At 68.6% G+C, this 14,785-nt stretch carries 18 protein-coding genes; 8 read left to right on the forward strand and 10 right to left on the reverse strand.

Annotated features, from left to right (window positions below):
• Positions 1-15 precede the first annotated feature (15 nt).
• Positions 16-519, forward strand: a complete 504-nt coding sequence (locus ABD893_RS11785) for a putative immunity protein (RefSeq protein ID WP_345080157.1) — start codon at positions 16-18, stop codon at positions 517-519.
• Positions 520-535: 16 nt separating this feature from the next.
• Here ABD893_RS11785 and ABD893_RS11790 read toward each other — a convergent pair whose 3' ends face one another.
• The 4 genes from ABD893_RS11790 to ABD893_RS11805 all read right to left on the reverse strand — a co-directional run bounded on the left by ABD893_RS11790 (position 536) and on the right by ABD893_RS11805 (position 3,781).
• Positions 536-1,309 (reverse strand): DinB family protein, encoded by a 774-nt coding sequence (locus ABD893_RS11790; RefSeq protein ID WP_345080160.1) that lies wholly within the window; start codon positions 1,307-1,309, stop codon positions 536-538.
• Between the two features lie 564 nt (positions 1,310-1,873).
• Positions 1,874-2,473, reverse strand: a complete 600-nt coding sequence (locus ABD893_RS11795; RefSeq protein ID WP_345080162.1) for a GNAT family N-acetyltransferase — start codon at positions 2,471-2,473, stop codon at positions 1,874-1,876.
• Positions 2,466-3,167, reverse strand: a complete 702-nt coding sequence (locus ABD893_RS11800; protein WP_345080164.1) for a 4a-hydroxytetrahydrobiopterin dehydratase — start codon at positions 3,165-3,167, stop codon at positions 2,466-2,468. Before ABD893_RS11800 ends, ABD893_RS11795 begins: the two co-directional genes overlap by 8 nt.
• Before the next feature lie 44 nt (positions 3,168-3,211).
• The gene (locus ABD893_RS11805; RefSeq protein WP_345080169.1) at positions 3,212-3,781 is read right to left on the reverse strand and encodes a maltokinase N-terminal cap-like domain-containing protein; all 570 of its coding nucleotides are present in this window, start codon (positions 3,779-3,781) and stop codon (positions 3,212-3,214) included.
• Positions 3,782-3,877: 96 nt separating this feature from the next.
• Here ABD893_RS11805 and ABD893_RS11810 point away from each other — a divergent pair, with 96 nt between their 5' ends.
• Positions 3,878-4,648, forward strand: coding sequence for a hypothetical protein (locus ABD893_RS11810; protein ID WP_345080172.1), 771 nt, complete (start codon positions 3,878-3,880; stop codon positions 4,646-4,648).
• A gap of 47 nt (positions 4,649-4,695) precedes the next feature.
• Here the strand turns inward: ABD893_RS11810 and ABD893_RS11815 are convergent, their stop codons facing one another.
• Entirely contained in the window at positions 4,696-5,313 is a 618-nt protein-coding gene (locus tag ABD893_RS11815; protein WP_345080175.1) for an HAD-IA family hydrolase, read from the reverse strand.
• Between the two features lie 65 nt (positions 5,314-5,378).
• On the opposite strand from ABD893_RS11815, the gene ABD893_RS11820 reads away from it, so the two are divergent.
• Both ABD893_RS11820 and ABD893_RS11825 read left to right on the forward strand, forming a co-directional pair.
• Positions 5,379-6,182 (forward strand): TSUP family transporter, encoded by an 804-nt coding sequence (locus ABD893_RS11820; protein WP_345080178.1) that lies wholly within the window; start codon positions 5,379-5,381, stop codon positions 6,180-6,182.
• Positions 6,183-6,279: 97 nt separating this feature from the next.
• Complete coding sequence (locus tag ABD893_RS11825) at positions 6,280-7,314, forward strand: PAC2 family protein (RefSeq protein WP_345080181.1); 1,035 nt, start codon at positions 6,280-6,282, stop codon at positions 7,312-7,314.
• Between the two features lie 40 nt (positions 7,315-7,354).
• Here ABD893_RS11825 and ABD893_RS11830 read toward each other — a convergent pair whose 3' ends face one another.
• Positions 7,355-8,170 carry a transglutaminase-like domain-containing protein gene (locus ABD893_RS11830; RefSeq protein ID WP_345080184.1) on the reverse strand — a complete coding sequence of 272 codons (816 nt, stop codon included), beginning with the start codon at positions 8,168-8,170 and terminating at the stop codon, positions 7,355-7,357.
• 122 nt (positions 8,171-8,292) lie between these two features.
• Here ABD893_RS11830 and ABD893_RS11835 point away from each other — a divergent pair, with 122 nt between their 5' ends.
• Genes ABD893_RS11835 through ABD893_RS11845 form a run of 3 tightly spaced genes read left to right on the forward strand, consistent with a single transcriptional unit; the run spans position 8,293 to position 10,739 of the window.
• Positions 8,293-9,042, forward strand: coding sequence for a sugar phosphate isomerase/epimerase family protein (locus ABD893_RS11835; RefSeq protein WP_345080187.1), 750 nt, complete (start codon positions 8,293-8,295; stop codon positions 9,040-9,042).
• A 55-nt stretch (positions 9,043-9,097) separates the two neighbouring features.
• Positions 9,098-10,099, forward strand: a complete 1,002-nt coding sequence (locus ABD893_RS11840; RefSeq protein ID WP_345080190.1) for a sugar phosphate isomerase/epimerase family protein — start codon at positions 9,098-9,100, stop codon at positions 10,097-10,099.
• A gap of 1 nt (position 10,100) precedes the next feature.
• Positions 10,101-10,739, forward strand: a complete 639-nt coding sequence (locus tag ABD893_RS11845) for a TIGR03085 family metal-binding protein (RefSeq protein WP_345080193.1) — start codon at positions 10,101-10,103, stop codon at positions 10,737-10,739.
• Between the two features lie 9 nt (positions 10,740-10,748).
• Here the strand turns inward: ABD893_RS11845 and ABD893_RS11850 are convergent, their stop codons facing one another.
• Positions 10,749-11,768: a methyltransferase gene (locus ABD893_RS11850; protein WP_345080196.1), complete on the reverse strand. Its 1,020-nt coding sequence runs from the start codon at positions 11,766-11,768 to the stop codon at positions 10,749-10,751.
• Positions 11,769-11,862: 94 nt separating this feature from the next.
• On the opposite strand from ABD893_RS11850, the gene ABD893_RS11855 reads away from it, so the two are divergent.
• Positions 11,863-12,654, forward strand: coding sequence for a ParA family protein (locus ABD893_RS11855; RefSeq protein ID WP_345080198.1), 792 nt, complete (start codon positions 11,863-11,865; stop codon positions 12,652-12,654).
• Positions 12,655-12,824: 170 nt separating this feature from the next.
• On the opposite strand, the gene ABD893_RS11860 is transcribed toward ABD893_RS11855, so the two are convergent.
• The 3 genes from ABD893_RS11860 to ABD893_RS11870 form a co-directional block, all read right to left on the reverse strand.
• Positions 12,825-13,406 carry a MerR family transcriptional regulator gene (locus ABD893_RS11860; RefSeq protein ID WP_345080201.1) on the reverse strand — a complete coding sequence of 194 codons (582 nt, stop codon included), beginning with the start codon at positions 13,404-13,406 and terminating at the stop codon, positions 12,825-12,827.
• A 128-nt stretch (positions 13,407-13,534) separates the two neighbouring features.
• Complete coding sequence (gene ftsR / locus ABD893_RS11865; protein ID WP_345080205.1) at positions 13,535-14,227, reverse strand: transcriptional regulator FtsR; 693 nt, start codon at positions 14,225-14,227, stop codon at positions 13,535-13,537.
• 4 nt (positions 14,228-14,231) lie between these two features.
• Complete coding sequence (locus ABD893_RS11870; RefSeq protein WP_425548372.1) at positions 14,232-14,675, reverse strand: FHA domain-containing protein; 444 nt, start codon at positions 14,673-14,675, stop codon at positions 14,232-14,234.
• Between the last annotated feature and the right edge of the window lie 110 nt (positions 14,676-14,785).

The raw sequence follows: 14,785 nt of genomic DNA on the forward strand, positions 1-14,785 counted from the left end.
AGGAATGATGGCCCGATGATCCTGCCGGAGGTGCGCGACCCGCGGATGGTGACGATCCGTCGCGGCGGCACGCTGCGCGACGAGGACCATCAGCTGCTGGCGCTCTGGGCGGCTGACTGCGCAGAGCACGTGCTGGAGCTGTTCGAGGCCGAGTGCGCCAAGAACTCCCGCCCTCGGCAGGCGATCAGCGCGGCGCGGGCCTGGGCGAGGGGCGAGCTCCCGATGATGGGGGCCAGAGCCCTCGGCGGTCACGCGATGGGTGCGGCCCGGCCGCTGCGGGGAGCAGCCCGGTGCGCGGCCTACGCCGCCGGTCAGGCCGCCTGCGTCGGCCATGTCGCCGAACACGATCTCGGGGCGGCTGCATATGCGCTCAAGGCAGTGCGCGCCGCACGAGGGGACGCCGCACTGCGGGCCGAACGGGACTGGCAACGAGACCAGCTGCCTGCAGAGATCCGGGAGCTGGTGCTCGAGGACCAGGGGAGTCGCGACGCGATCTGCTGGTCCGTCTTCTCGCTGTGAGCCGGATCTGCCGCTCTCAGGCCTCGCTATGCGCGAGCTTGGCGAGGTCCCTCAGGGCGTAGCGCAGGTGCTCGACCTCCTCGGTGAGCACCACCCGCAGACAGCGGCGCACGACATACTCACCCTCGGGATAGCCGGGCCCGGGAGTGCTGCTGCATACCCGGTTCAGCTCCTCCTCCGTGAGGTGCTCGAGCAGATGCTCCAGGTCGTTCCGACGCGCTGTGCGCACCTCGAGGACCTGTGGAAGGTCCGGTTCCGCCGCGAGGTCCAGGCCGAGCTCGTCGACGATCTCCTGCGGGGTGCCTGCTGCCGGAAGGCCCCACGGATGATGCGGCACGGGCTCGGCATACATGGCGGTCCCGATCCAGGCGTCTGCTGCGAAGCGGAGGTGCCGCAGCGTCTGGACGAGCGACCATTCGCCGTCCACCGAGGCGTGCGCGCGGGTGGGCGGAGCCTCCCGCAGCGCGCAGAACAGCTCGTCCCACCGGGCCTGCACGATCTGCCAGGCCGCGCGGAAATCCTCCGGGCTGACGGCCTCGCGCGTTTCGCGGCGGCCGGGATGGCGTGCATCGAGCACATCCCGCACATACGCAGTGACGTCGACGTCGTCGACCAGGACCTTCTCCAGGGCACCGCTGACGCTCACCGTGGCGCCGATGCTGTCCAGGATCCGCAGCCCGTCGACCTGGCTGTCGCGGATCTCGAGCTCCCGCAGGTCACCGCCGGTGATCCGGGCGCCGCGCAGCACGGCGCCGTCGAGAAGCTTGCCGGGGGAGTCGCCGTCGTCCATGCGGAGCAGTCTGCGGCATACGACCGACGGACGAAAGGCTCTCGACAAGGCCGGGTGGTACGCCGTGACCTGGAGTGATGACGCAAACCTGCAGGTCAGACGCATATTGCAGGGGAGTGGTAGTGGAGAGGTATCTAGGGCGTGACGTAGAGGTTCACCGCGACTGGTTATTCACAATGTTTATCATCCGTATTGCTGGACTCAGCGATTGGCGGTTGTTTCCGGCATTCGCCTCGTTGCGATGCGGTCGGGTGCAGCGACCACCTCAGCTCGGGCGTCGGTGCGTCCGACGGCATGTGCCAACAGCTCCAGGGGTCTTTTTTGCGTGGCGATTGGCGACTCGTCTGCGGAGAGACGACTACTCGATGGCTCAACGGCATGCCGTCGTCGATGCACAGCCGCTTCGGGATGTCGGGGCCTGGCGCGAATCGAGGCCGAGTCGCGCCCGACTGGCCCTCTCGGCGCCACGCCGATAATGTACGTTATGTAAAGTGGTAATGAGGGTACGCGTGGAGAGCGGTCCCCTGGATCTCTCCGTCACCCTCTGACCCTGCCCCGTTCGGCTCACGCGGGCTCCACGGTCGTGCTCATGACGCAGTTCTTCAGACCCTTGGGGCGGTCGTAGGTGAAGCCGAGCCGCTCATAGAGACGGCGGGTGCCGTTGTATAAGAAGGACGACGACATCTTCTTGGTCTGGTGCGTCAGGTCGTGCGGATAGCTCTCGACTGTCCCACCGCCGGCCGCTGCGATGTGCTTCAGTGCGCCGTTGATCGCCAGTTCGGTCACTCCCTGGCGTCGGTGGCGCTTGTCGACGAAGACACAGGTGATCCGAAAGTCCGGTGTTCTCGTGCTGGTGGCGTCGTACTGCTTGCGGTGATGGATGGTCGGCAGCTCCTCCGGGGTGCCGTACTCGGCCCAGGCGATGGCCTCGTCTCTGTCCATGACCAGCGCCGCGTGCGCTGTCCCCTGCTCGACATGGGCCTTCTTCAGCAGGCGATTGCCCCCGAAGCTCTGGCCACGCTCTTCGCAGTCTGGATGGAAGTACAGGCACCAGCAGCCGCCGAAGATCCCGTTGTGCCGCTCCACCAGAGCTGCGAACGCGGGCCAGGTGGCGGCGTTCAGCGGCTCGATGCGGTACGACGAGACTGCGGGTGCCTCAGTCATCGGTGCTCGTCGCCGACGCCGGGGCGCAGACGACTCCCCTGTTGCCGTCCTGGTCGGCGATCACCACCAGCGAAGGTGCCTCACTGTCATCGACAACCGTCCCACCGGCGGCCACAGCAGCGGCAATCCGCTGTTTCGACACCTCCGGGGTCACGTACACCTCGAGGTGGAATCGCTGTCCGCCGGGCTGCTGCGCGTCGCCGAACCAGAGATTCGGGACTCGTCCCGTGGCGTCCCGCACCTCGTCGCTCGGCGTACCGCGGCCCTGGGCGTCTGGATCCCCCGTCAGCAGCGCCGCCCATACCGGGGCGACGTCCGCGGACTGCGATGTGTCCAGTCCCAGCTCGACGTGGCTGACCGCGTCGAGATCGCCGGTCAGTCCGTGGCGAGCGGCGATCTCGGTGATCCGAGCCGCCAGATCCAGGTCCTTCTGCGTGACCCACTGGAGGACGTGCTCGGTCTCCCCCTCCCGATAGATCGCGTCGTCGCTGACCAGCTTCAGATCGACGAATCCCGCGCCCATCGACACGGTCGGCTGGTGACCGAGCGCGGCACCTGCCTCACCGATGTCGACAAGGAACCGCCCACCTGCGGCGAAGTCATCGATCAGGTACCGGGCGTGCAGGCCCTGGGCGAGCTGGCACCATTGCGTGAGTCGAGCTGCGGCGATCTGCGTCCCTCCGAGCATGTCCATGCGCTTGAGAGTAGACCCGCCACCAACCAGTCACCAGCCCCCTCTCAGAAGGCGGCAACGACTCCCTGGCCATCAGCCCACGTCGCGAGCAGGCGCACGGTGCCGTCCAGATCGCCGACGGTGCGCGCGATGGTGAACGGAGCACCGTCCAGCAGCTCATCGCCTGTCGGCGGCTGTTCGCCCTCATCGACCTCGAGGCTGAGCGTCACGCTCTGCGGCAGGGTCTCGCTCAGCGTGCCGTCCTCGTCATGGATCTCGAACACCGCCTGCTGCTGCTCACCGCAGATCGCGCGGCGGAAGCAGTCCAGTGCGGTCTCGTCGGCCAAGCCGTCGTACACGAAGCGCTCACCGAGCACCGAGTGCTGCATGGTGGCCAGCAGATGCTCATCGGCGCCGTCGACCCGGGTGGGTCGGTAGGTGAGCGGCAGGTGGTAGGTCGTCTCCCCCACGCGCACCAGATGGCACTCCACGCCGACCTCCCCCTCGGGGTCATCGAAGCGGTAGGCACCGAGGAGCTCGAGCTCGCCAGCCTCGCCCCAGGAGCGCTGGGACAGGAAATCGTGGAGGATCTCGGTCTTGTTGGGGCTGAGCTCGGCCCGGTAGATGATCGCCATGGCTCCACGGTAGTGCCCCGCTCCCCCGCGACACGCAGGAGAGCTCCCTCCTCCGAGGATCATCGAGACCTCATCGACACTTCATAGACTCCCCGTATGACGACCAGTTCGCCTGAAACGCACCACTTCCGCCCCTTGACGCTCCATAAGGTGGCGCTGTGGCTGATCGCCGTCGCCGTCGTGATCGTCGTGATCGCCCTGGTGTTCCTGCTCGCGCATCAGCGCACCACCGGAGTGCTCTCGCAGAACCTGCACACCGTGTTCTGGTATTTCGACGTGGGCCGCGAATACAACATGGCCACCTGGTACAACTCCGGGCTGTGGCTGCTGATGGGGGCGCTGTCCGCAGCGATCGCGGTCGCCCGCTCGACGCATCGCCGCTCCTGGTGGCTGCTCACCGCGGTCGCCCTGTTCGCCTCGGTGGATGAGTACCTCGAAGTGCATGAGCGCCTGGACCTCCCGGCGGACCGCCTGTTCGAGCGCCTGCCCTTCGACCTCGGCTTCTCGTGGGTGCTGCTCGGAGCACCGATCGCCCTGGTGATCGGACTGCTGCTGCTCCGACTGGTCCTCGCGCTGCCGGCGCGGGCCCGCAACGGGCTGATCCTCGGCGGGGCGCTGTTCCTGCTCGGCGCGATCGGGGTCGAGAGCGTGAACGGGATGATCCTCGCGGGCAACGATCACATCGTGGACAACGCCTTCATCTACGGCACGATGGTCGAGGAGCTGCTGGAGATGAGCGGTGTCGCCGTCGCCTTCGCCTCCCTGCTCAGCCTCTTCCAGCATGACGCCCGCAACGGAACGCTGCGCCTGGACCCGACGGTGCTGCCGCCGCTCAGGCTGCAGGAGCGAGCGTCAGCTCCCCGCTGATCCGACGCCCCGGAGAGCGCGGGTGCTCCCCCGCATCACCAGTCTCGTCACTCGAGCAGCGCTCCGAGGGCGTGCAGCGACGACACCCGTTCGGCGTCCCCGGCGTCCAGCTCGATGCCGACGGTCTCCAGCAGCACCCCGCGCACCCCGGCGGTACGGGCGGCGGCGACGTCGGCAGGCCGGTCCCCCACCGCGAGGCAGTCCGTGGGCGCGAGCGCGTGCCGCTCGAGGAGAGCGAGCACCATCGCCGGATCGGGCTTGCGCGCGAAGCCGTCGGGGGCGCAGACCAGGTCGTCGATCGGCAGCTCGAGCGCCTCGATGAGCGCAGCGGCGCTCCCCCGCTCGCGATGGGTGGCGACCAGGTTCAGGCCGCCGGTCTCGTGCACGGCCGCGAGCACTTCCCACGCTCCCTCCCTCACCGGCGGGGGATGCTCCTGCCAGTGCAGCTTCGTCGCCTCATAGGCGGTGCGCAGCCGGCGCTCGGCGACCTGATGACGGGCGGCGAGGGTGCTGATCGCATGAGAGCTCGAGATCCGCGTCAGCTGCGCGACCTCACCCAGCAGCTCCGCTCCCGGCTGCGGATCGAGCGCCGAGGCGAGGGCGCGGTCCACATCGGGATAGGTATCCACCAGAGTGCCGCCGAGGTCCCAGATCACTGCTCGCATCCCACCAGTCTGTCAGGAAGCGGACCGATTCGTCCCTAGCGCGGAGCTGGGTGTTCACTGAACGGGTGTCCCTGCTCGATCAGCTGCTCCAGCTCTCCGCCCTCACGCTCGTGCTGCTGATCGGCGCCGCCTTCGTGGCGGGCTGGGTGGATGCGGTGGTCGGCGGGGGCGGGCTGATCCAGCTGCCCGCACTGCTGACGGCTCTGCCGGCCGACGCCTCCACCGGAGCGGTGCTGGGCACGAACAAGGTCGCCTCCGCGGCGGGCACGGCCATCTCCTCCTGGACGTACGTCCGACGGATCATGCCTGTTGCCGCGACCGCAGTGCCCCTGGTGCTGTGCGCACTCGCCGGGAGCGCCCTCGGCGCGGGCCTCGCCTCCTACCTGCCGCGACCCTGGCTCTCCCCCATCGTGCTGGTCGCACTGCTCGCCGTGGGCACCTACACACTGCTGCGACCCGCGATGGGGCTCGTGCACGAACCCCGGCACAGCGGCCGTGCCCATATCCTGCGCTCAGGTGGGATCGGCGGCGCCGTGGGCGTGTACGACGGGGTCCTGGGCCCCGGCACCGGGACCTTCTTCATCATCGCGATGGTCGCGCTGCTGGGATACGGCTTCCTCGAGGCGAGTGTCCACGCGAAGCTCGCGAACCTCACCACCAACCTCGGCGCACTGCTGGTCTTCGGGCTGCAGGGTGAGGTGTGGTGGATCCTCGGCGCAGTGATGGCGCTCGCGAACCTGGCCGGCGGCTACCTGGGGGCGCGACTCGCCCTCAAGCTCGGATCGAAGTTCGTGCGGGTGGTATTCCTGGTGGTCACCGGCGCACTCGCGATACGCCTGGCGATCGACTCGGTGGCGCTGCTCACGTGATCTGTCCGCTCAGGATGGAATAGCTCCGCCCTGGACCTCGTTGCAGGAGATGTCACCCCGCGCCGCTACTTCGCGGCCCGTCGCCCTGGAGGTCATGATGGATCCGACGACTCTGTTCACCTACGAGCGTCACGTCGACTCGCGCGCCCTGCGCGGCCGGACCCTGCTCGTCACCCTCGGCGCCTACAGCGATGCGGGCGATGCCCAGCAGCTGGTCGACGATCAGCTGCTCAACACTCTCTCCAGCCGCGTCGTGGGCCGGCTCGATATGGACCAGGTGTTCGACTACGCGGGCCGCCGCCCCGAGGTGACCCTCCAGCTGGACCACTTCACCGAGTATCAGAAGCCGGAGATCCTCCTGCATGAAGTGACCGCGCTCGACGGCGAGACCTTCTTCCTGCTCACTGGACCGGAGCCGTCCTTCCAATGGGAGCGCGTCGCTGGCGCGCTGCGGATCGTGGTCGAGCAGCTCGGCATCGAGCGGACCCTGCTCCTGCAAGGGTTCCCGGCGCCGGTCCCCCACACCCGTGAGCTGCCGGTGACCCGTTTCGCCGGCGATCCGGACTCCATCACCGTGCGTCGCACCATGCCGGGCAGCTTCCGGTTGCGCGCCCCCTTCACCGCGTTGCTGACGATGCGGCTTGCCGAAGGCGGTCATGAGGTGGTCGGGCTGACGGTGCACGTGCCCCAGTACCTGCACGAGATGACCTACCCGGATGCGGCGATCGCCCTGCTCGGCGCGATCACTGAGGAGCAGGGACCGGAGCTTCCCCTGGGCTCGCTCGAGTCCCAGGCGGTGCCGGTGCGCGAGGCGGTGGCGGCTCAGATCGACGCCCAGCCCCAGCTGCAGGAGATGGTCGAAGGTCTCGAGAAGCGGTTCGATCGCATGATCACCTCCGGTGCCAGCGCGGAGGTCCCCACCGCGGAGGCGATCGCCGCCGAGGTGGAGGAGTACCTCGCGAGCTTCGAGGCGGAGGGTGAGGACGGCAAGAACACCTCGGACCCCGACGGTCCGGAGTCTCCCAGCGGGTCCAGACCGTCCAGTGATCCCGAGACGCCGAGCGATCCGGAGACGCCGACCGGACCGGACTCATCGGACGGTCCTGCGAGCACGCACTCCCCGGACGCCTGAGCGGCGGGACTCGGAGCAGGTCCCGCCAGCGCAGCCCCTCTCAGCGCAGGGGGAGCTGCTCCCCCGGCGTCTCGCGCGGCAGCTCCGGATCGACCACCGCGGTGATCTGGATGCCGGTGAGGGTCACGTTCCCGGCCAGGGTGGTCATGAACGCGGTGTCGGCGGCGTCCTGCCCGGTCGCGATCCGCACCATCGAGGCGCGGGGTGCCAGATGCGTCGCATCGACCACCAGCCATTCGTCCTCGACCAGTGCCTCGACCACCAGGTGGAAGTCCATCGGGCTGAGCCCCGGCGCGTAGACGGACGAGCACCGGGCAGGGATCCCGCTCGCGCGCAGCAGCGTCGCGGTGAGATGGGCGTAATCGCGGCACACTCCCTGACGTGCCAGATACGTCGACCGGGCGGAATCGGTGATGGTGCTCGAGCCGGGCACATAGTCCAGATGGTCGTGGACCCAGTCGACCACCGCTTGCACGGCGACTGCTCCGGTGGCCTCGCCGACGATCTCCGCCGCGATGCGATCGAACTCGTCGACTTCGCAGTAGCGCGAGGGACGCAGATGCAGCACGGCATCCGCGTCGTCGCTGGGCGGCACGGAAGCCGCACCCACCCCGGTCGCCTCGTAGACGATCTCCACTGCCCCCTCGGGAAGGCCGTGCAGCAGATGCAATCGGCTGCCGAAGCGGTCACGGGTCTCGGTGACGGCGTGCTCGACCCCGTCGGCAAGAACCTGCAGCGACTCCTCCGCCACGGGGGCGTCGGAGACCGCCACCAGCAGCGCGATATCGGTCCCGGCGGCCACCTCGGCCCTCATCCACGCGCGCACATGTCTTTTCACCTCTCCAGTGTCCAGCATCTGAGAGCCGAGGGCATCCGCCGCCGCCCGACTTTGCCGCCGCGTGATCTCCGACATAGAGTTGTGACCCAGCCGTCACCCTCGATCTGCCCAGTCGTTCAGATCCGGTTCTAGGAGCAGCAGTGCAGATCTCCGTCCAGCTCTACAGCGTGCGTGAGGCATTCACCGCCGACCCTGCCGACACCCTCCGCAGACTTGCCGAGATCGGATTCACCACGGTCGAGCCCTATGGGCTGATGGAGCATGCGGACGCACTGCGGGAGCTGCTCCCGCAGTATGGGCTGACCGCTCCTTCTGCCCACGTCTCGTTGCTCGGCGCCGAGGATCCCGCCGAGGTCTTCGCGACCGCCGCCGCGCTCGGCGTGCGGACGGTGATCGAACCGCACTGGAACCGTGAGCACTGGACGCACGAGGACGACATCAGAGCCACCGCGGAGCGTCTGGGAGAGCTCGCCGGGATCGCCTCCCAGAACGGGGTGCGCGTCGGCTATCACAATCATGACTTCGAGGCCCGCCCGACGTTCGAGGGACGCTGCGGTCTGGAGGTCCTGGCCGATCATCTCGACCCGCGAGTGGTGCTCGAGCTGGATACCTTCTGGTCCGCCGTCGGCGGGACCGACCCGGCCGCACTGTTGGAACGGCTCGGCCAGCGCATCCAGCTCGTCCATCTCAAGGACGGTCCGCTCCACGGCGAGGTGCGCGATCAGCTCAGCCTCGGTGAGGGCGAGATGGACGTTCCCTCGATCCTCGCAGCCGCCCCGTGGCTCACGCTCGGGGTGATCGAGTTCGACGGCCACGACGGGGACATCTTCGAGGCCGTCTCCCGTTCGTACGCCGTGCTGACCCACTATCTGCGCGAGGTGCAGGCATGAGCCGCGCCCCCGCACCCTCCCCGATTCACCACCCCTGAGAAGGAGCATCATCCACATGTCCCATCCGCACACCCTGTTCACCGGCCAGTGGGCCGACCTCACCCTCGACGAGGTCGCCGAGCTCGCGGCCGGCTGGGGATACGACGGTCTCGAGATCTCCGTCTCCGGCGAGCATCTGGACGCCTCGCGCTGGGATGACGAGGAGTACGTCGCCGAACGACTGGGGGTCCTGGAGAAGCACGGTCTGAAGTGCTGGGCGATCTCCAACCACTTCAAGGGTCAGGCGATCTGTGATGACCCGATCGACTTCCGCCACCAGGGGATCGTCGGCGCGGATGTCTGGGGCGACGGGGACCCCGAGGGAGTGCGCCAGCGCGCTGCCGAAGACATGAAGAACACCGCCCGGCTCGCGCAGAAGCTCGGGGTGAAGACCGTCATCGGCTTCACCGGCTCGAAGATCTGGAAGTACGTGGCGATGTTCCCGCCCGTCTCCCAGGACGTCATCGATGAGGGCTATCAGGATTTCGCCGACCGCTGGAACCCGATCCTGGATGTCTTCGACGAGTGCGGGGTGCGTTTCGCCCACGAGGTCCACCCCTCGGAGATCGCCTACGACTACTGGACCACCCAGCGCACCCTCGAGGCGATCGGCCATCGCGAGGCCTTCGGCCTGAACTGGGATCCCTCGCACTTCATGTGGCAGGAGATCGACCCGGTCTCCTTCATCACCGACTTCGCCGACCGGATCTACCACGTCGACTGCAAGGACGTCCGGGTCCGCACCACCGGGCGGAACACGCGCCTGGGCTCGCATCTGCCCTGGGGCGATCCGCGCCGCGGCTGGGACTTCGTCTCCTTCGGCCGGGGAGATGTACCCTGGGATGCCGCATTCCGTGCGCTCCGCTCGATCGGTTACGACGGACCGCTCTCGATCGAGTGGGAGGACGCCGGGATGGACCGCCTCCACGGCGCGAAGGAGGCCATCGAGCTGCTCCGCAACCTGGACTACCCGACCTCCGAGTTCTCCTTCGACGCCGCCTTCTCCCAGGACAGCTGAGATGGCCAGCAGCGGAAGGAGCCACGGGACCGAGCGCGAGGGGTTCGCTGGGACCTTCCTCGCCCTCGGTCCCACGGCGCCGACGATCCTCCCCGGCTGGGATGCCGCGGCGCTCCTGGAGCACCTGCACCTGCGGGAGCGGGCTCCCCAGCTGATGCTCGCGCACCGCTTGCCGGGCCCGCTGGCCGACCGCGCCCGGGCAGCGCTCGAGCGCTACCGCATGACTCCCTGGGAGCAGCGGGTGGCGGACTTCCGTACCGCACCCGGTCCCCTCTCCCTCATCGGCAGGCTCGATGCGCTGAGCGGTCAGGCGGAGCTGCTGATCCATCACGAGGACCTGCGCCGCGCGCAGGACGGCTGGGAGCCCCGTCGTATTCCTGCCGCGCAGGCCGAGGATGCGTGGCGCGCTGTCGGCCTGATGGCACCGCTCGCGATGTCGGTGCGCGCCGATGTCACCCTGGTCTCCCCGCTCGGCGGCAGGCGTCTTCGCGCCCGCCGCTCGGCGGGGAGCCTGCGGGTGCACGGCGAGCCGCTCGAGCTGCTGCTCTGGGTGAGCGGTCGCGATCAGGTGGCCCGGGTTCAGGTCCACGGGGAGCCGGCCGCGCTGCGCGCGCTGCAGGAGGGCCGACGGGGTCTGTGAGCTCGGGCCTCAGCCTCGCTCGAGCAGGAACAGCCGCGGATGGTGGCCCTTCTGGAAGAACCGGTGCTCGCCCACGGGGCGCCAGCCTGCGGGCGCAGTCTCCAGCACCTGCTGCATCCTGGTGATCTCGTGGGTGAGCACCCCCAGCCGCGCCTGCGGGGCAGCGAGCTCAGCGGCTCTGCCCAGCAGCGCGGCCAGCAGCTCCTCGTTCGTCTCGTGATCGCCATGCAGGGTGCCCCAGGGCGGGTTGGTCACCAGCCGGGTGAAACCTGGCTCGAGGTCCACGTCCAGCACGTCCCCGACCAGCCAGTCCACCTTGCCCTTGCGGCGGGCGACTCGCTGGTGCTCGCGGGCGGCATCGATCGCGTCCGCGTTCAGATCCACGCCCACCGCACGCGCCGGCGCGACGTCGTGCAGCTGCTCCACGAGGAACGTACCGGAGCCGCACGTCATGTCCAGCAGAGAATCTTCGGCACCCACCTGGAGCTGATCGAGCACGGTCGCGGCGATGGTCGCGTTCACCGCCCCGGGGTAGTCCACCGTGCGCCACGCCCGGGTGGAGAGCGGTCGCGGAGTGGTGCGCAGCAGCAGCTGCCAGGTCCCGGACGGGGCCCCGCGCCGCACCCGCACCACCAGGTCGCCATCTGAGGCGAACGGCACCTCGGCAAGTTCGGCGAGCGCGGACGCCAGCCGCCGCATGTCGGGCGTATCGGAGCCGGCGGCCTCGAGACGCAGGCCGTGGAAACGTATCCGCGGTCGCTGTCGGCGCACGTCCTCGAGCAGTTCGCCGAAGCGCTGCTGCACCGAGGTCTCGAGCAGCTCGCGCGGCCGACGGGCAGGAACCGTCAGGCTCGTGGAGGCTGCGACCACGCGTCGCAGCCCGCGCACTGCGTCGAGGTCCGAGGTGCTGAGCACCAGCTCGGTCGGTCCGACCAGCCGTGCGAATCCGAGCGTGCTGGCCTCCTGCAGCGCGCTGGCACCGCAGCCGTCGAGCACCTCGAGTACGAGCTCGTGGGTGATCTGTCCCATCGATTCCCCCTGATCAGCAGTTCTTAGAATGATTCAGGCAGGCTACCGCCCGTCGTGGCGTCTGCGCGCAGGTGCGGTCGGTAGACTGCGGAGCGTGTTCATCGTGAGTGTGTGTTCCTTGAAGGGCGGCGTCGGCAAGACGTCGGTGACCCTGGGCCTGGCCTCTGCCGCCCTGCATCAGGGGGTGAACACCCTCGTCGTCGATCTCGACCCTCAAGGCGACTCGACGCTCGGCCTGCTCGGCGAACCAGCCAGCACGCTGGACATCGCCGAGGTGCTGTCCTCCCCGCGCACCGAGACCATCGACCGGGCCATCATCGAGACGCCCTGGGCTGCTGGCGCAAGCTCCCACCTGGACATCATTCCGGGCTCGAGCCGCTCTGCGATCCTGGACTCCCCCGCACTGTCTCCCAAAGAGGTGCGCCGCCTCCATCAAGCCCTGGACAAGCGCTCCCACCAGTACGACATCGTGCTGATCGACTGCCCGCCCTCGCTCAACGGCCTCACGCAGATGGCGCTGGCGGCGTCCGATCGCTCCCTGGTGGTCGCGGAGCCCGGATTCTTCGCGGTGACCGCTGCGGACCGGGCATTGAAGCTCGCCACGGAGATGCACGACGGCGGCACCGCACCGCGGCTGCAGCCGCTGGGCCTGGTGGTGAACCGCTACCGCCCGCGCTCGGTCGAGCATCAGTACCGGCTCGCGGAGCTGCGTGAGCTCTTCGGCGACGCTGTGCTCGAACCGGTCATCGAGGAGCGCGTGGGGCTGCAGCAGGCGCAGGGCGGCGCCGTGCCGCTGCATCGCTACGAAGGTGCCTCCGGCAAGCGCCTCACCGAGGACTTCGACGCGCTGCTCGCCACGGTGATGGATTCGCGCCAGAACTCCTGAGCCGCAGCAGCTCCTGAGGCGCAGCAGTCGCGGCAGGGCTTGGCTCCCAGCGCATGCTGGATGCCCGCAGGTCCAGCGCAACCTGCTCCACGCAGCAGACCAGCACAGCAGAACGGCGAGCCCCTTCCCAGGGCTCGCCGTTTCGCTGTGCGTCTGTGGTGGAGGCTGGCTCAGCCTGCCTGACGGGAGCGGCGGCGTGCTGCCAGCTCATCCTGCAGCGCGAGCGCGGCATCGTCAGCAGGGTTGACACCCGGCAGGCTCAGCAGGTCGTTCTCCACCTCGCGCCAGACTCGGCCCACGGCGATGCCGAAGACACCCTGGCCACCCTGGACCAGGTCGAAGATGTCCTCGGCGGAGGTGCACTCGTAGACGGAGGCGCCATCGCTCATCAGCGTGATGCCGGCGAGATCGTCGATCCCGCGCTCACGCAGCGCGCTGACGGCGACGCGGATCTGCTGGAGGGAGACACCGGTGTCGAGCAGTCGCTTGACGACCTTCAGCACCAGGATGTCGCGGAAGCCGTAGAGGCGCTGGCTGCCGGAGCCGTGAGCGGCGCGGACGCCCGGCTCCACAAGGCCGGTGCGGGCCCAGTAGTCGAGCTGGCGGTAGGTGATGCCTGCGGCCTTGCACGCGGCCGGACCGCGATAACCGAGCTCGCCCGGAGCGTCCACGATGTCGTCGAAGAGCACGCCCTGAGCAGGCTCTGCGGGGACGGTGGACTGTTCAGTGCGATCATCGCCAGTGGCGTTCACGGGTACCTCCGGGTTCAGGCTCTCCGAGGGGGAAGGTGAGAGCACCTGCTCAGAGTAGCGCGAAGTCCCCGTCGGTCGACAGCAACGCGCCGCCCGAAGGTCACGGAGAGGTGACGACCCCTTCCTGGTCAGCGCTCCCGAAGTGCTGTCCGAAGCACCGCACCGTGCACGGTGATCATCGATTCGCCCAGGTCACGGGCAAAATTCTCGGCCTCTCCGCGTGCAGCTGAGTCGCCGGCGCGGGAACGTGGGCTCGCGACCGAGCGGATCATGTGCGCCTGTCTCTCCGCCGCGGTGCGCAGCATCACCAGATGGCGCGGATGCAGACCCTGCTCGGCGAGGTCCCGCGCTGCCCGGACGAGCTCCAGCTCGGTGGAGCCGTAGAAGAGGGCGCTGTCGCCGAGCAGCCCGTACTGCTCGAGCTCCGCAAGGAAGGCCTCATCGACCGTCGCCTCCCGGGCGAGCCCCCGCCTGTCCAGGCGAACTGCCTGGAGCGACGCGGTGGGGCCGGGATGCGAAGCGATCGACGTCACCTCGGAGTGGACCCCGTGTTCGAGCAGGTGCTCCTTGATGACTTTGAGCGGCCAGAAGCGGTCCCGTTGAGCACGCAGCACGAAGCGGAGGCGATCCACGTCCTCGCGGCTGTACTTGCGATAGCCAGCGCCGCTGCGCTCCGGGGAGATCAGACCCTCGGACTCCAGATAGTGCAGTTTCGAGTGCGCGAGGTCCGGGAACTCATCGCGCAGCATCTCGAGCACCTGCCCGATGCTGAGGCGTGCCGCTGCGGAGGAGCTCGGCCTGCGCGCGGCGGAGGCCGGCATCAGGTCAGGCCGTCCCGTGGAACAGGTGGTAGGTCAATCGGTACTTGCCGATCTGGACTTCTTGGCCGGCCTGCAGACGAGCCTCATCGACTCGGTCCTTGCCCACGTAGGTTCCGTTGAGCGAGCCGAGATCCCGGACCAGGAAGCCGTCACCATCGCGCACGAAGGCGGCATGCTTCCGCGAGACCGTCACGTCGTCGAGGAAGATCTCGCTCTTGGGATGGCGTCCCGCGACGGTGGTCTCGGAGTCGAGCAGGAAGCGGGCGCCGAGATTCGGGCCCTTCTGCACGATCAGCAAGGCACTGCGCGGGGGCAGGTTCTCGATGGCCCGGCGATCCTGGGACGAGAGACCGGGCTCGGTCTCCTCCAGGGGATCGTTGGGCGAGATCGCACTCAGCTTTGATGTGTGATCGAGATTCTCGTCGTTCCACTCGGTGTTCCCTGACACCGCGCACCCCTTCCTGGCCTGCAACGGATCCTGCACTATGAGCACGCGGGATTCGGCTCCACCATCCTCGCACGCGAATCGGCCCGCGGGGAACTTTCCAGGCGTGGTGA

It is taken from the genome of Brachybacterium paraconglomeratum (assembly GCF_039541415.1).
Classification (GTDB): domain Bacteria; phylum Actinomycetota; class Actinomycetes; order Actinomycetales; family Dermabacteraceae; genus Brachybacterium; species Brachybacterium paraconglomeratum_A.

What these genes read in the sequence shown, in the direction of transcription:
- ABD893_RS11815 (WP_345080175.1), bottom strand. Translation starts at nt 5,313, where the DNA reads ATGCGAGCAGTGATCTGGGACCTCGGCGGCACTCTGGTGGATACCTAT.
- ABD893_RS11800 (WP_345080164.1), bottom strand. Translation starts at nt 3,167, where the DNA reads ATGGACATGCTCGGAGGGACGCAGATCGCCGCAGCTCGACTCACGCAA.
- ABD893_RS11825 (WP_345080181.1), top strand. Translation starts at nt 6,280, where the DNA reads ATGGATCCGACGACTCTGTTCACCTACGAGCGTCACGTCGACTCGCGC.
- ABD893_RS11845 (WP_345080193.1), top strand. Translation starts at nt 10,101, where the DNA reads ATGGCCAGCAGCGGAAGGAGCCACGGGACCGAGCGCGAGGGGTTCGCT.
- ABD893_RS11805 (WP_345080169.1), bottom strand. Translation starts at nt 3,781, where the DNA reads ATGGCGATCATCTACCGGGCCGAGCTCAGCCCCAACAAGACCGAGATC.
- ABD893_RS11790 (WP_345080160.1), bottom strand. Translation starts at nt 1,309, where the DNA reads ATGGACGACGGCGACTCCCCCGGCAAGCTTCTCGACGGCGCCGTGCTG.
- ABD893_RS11830 (WP_345080184.1), bottom strand. Translation starts at nt 8,170, where the DNA reads ATGCTGGACACTGGAGAGGTGAAAAGACATGTGCGCGCGTGGATGAGG.
- ABD893_RS11785 (WP_345080157.1), top strand. Translation starts at nt 16, where the DNA reads ATGATCCTGCCGGAGGTGCGCGACCCGCGGATGGTGACGATCCGTCGC.
- ftsR (WP_345080205.1), bottom strand. Translation starts at nt 14,227, where the DNA reads ATGCCGGCCTCCGCCGCGCGCAGGCCGAGCTCCTCCGCAGCGGCACGC.
- ABD893_RS11840 (WP_345080190.1), top strand. Translation starts at nt 9,098, where the DNA reads ATGTCCCATCCGCACACCCTGTTCACCGGCCAGTGGGCCGACCTCACC.
- ABD893_RS11810 (WP_345080172.1), top strand. Translation starts at nt 3,878, where the DNA reads ATGACGACCAGTTCGCCTGAAACGCACCACTTCCGCCCCTTGACGCTC.
- ABD893_RS11795 (WP_345080162.1), bottom strand. Translation starts at nt 2,473, where the DNA reads ATGACTGAGGCACCCGCAGTCTCGTCGTACCGCATCGAGCCGCTGAAC.
- ABD893_RS11850 (WP_345080196.1), bottom strand. Translation starts at nt 11,768, where the DNA reads ATGGGACAGATCACCCACGAGCTCGTACTCGAGGTGCTCGACGGCTGC.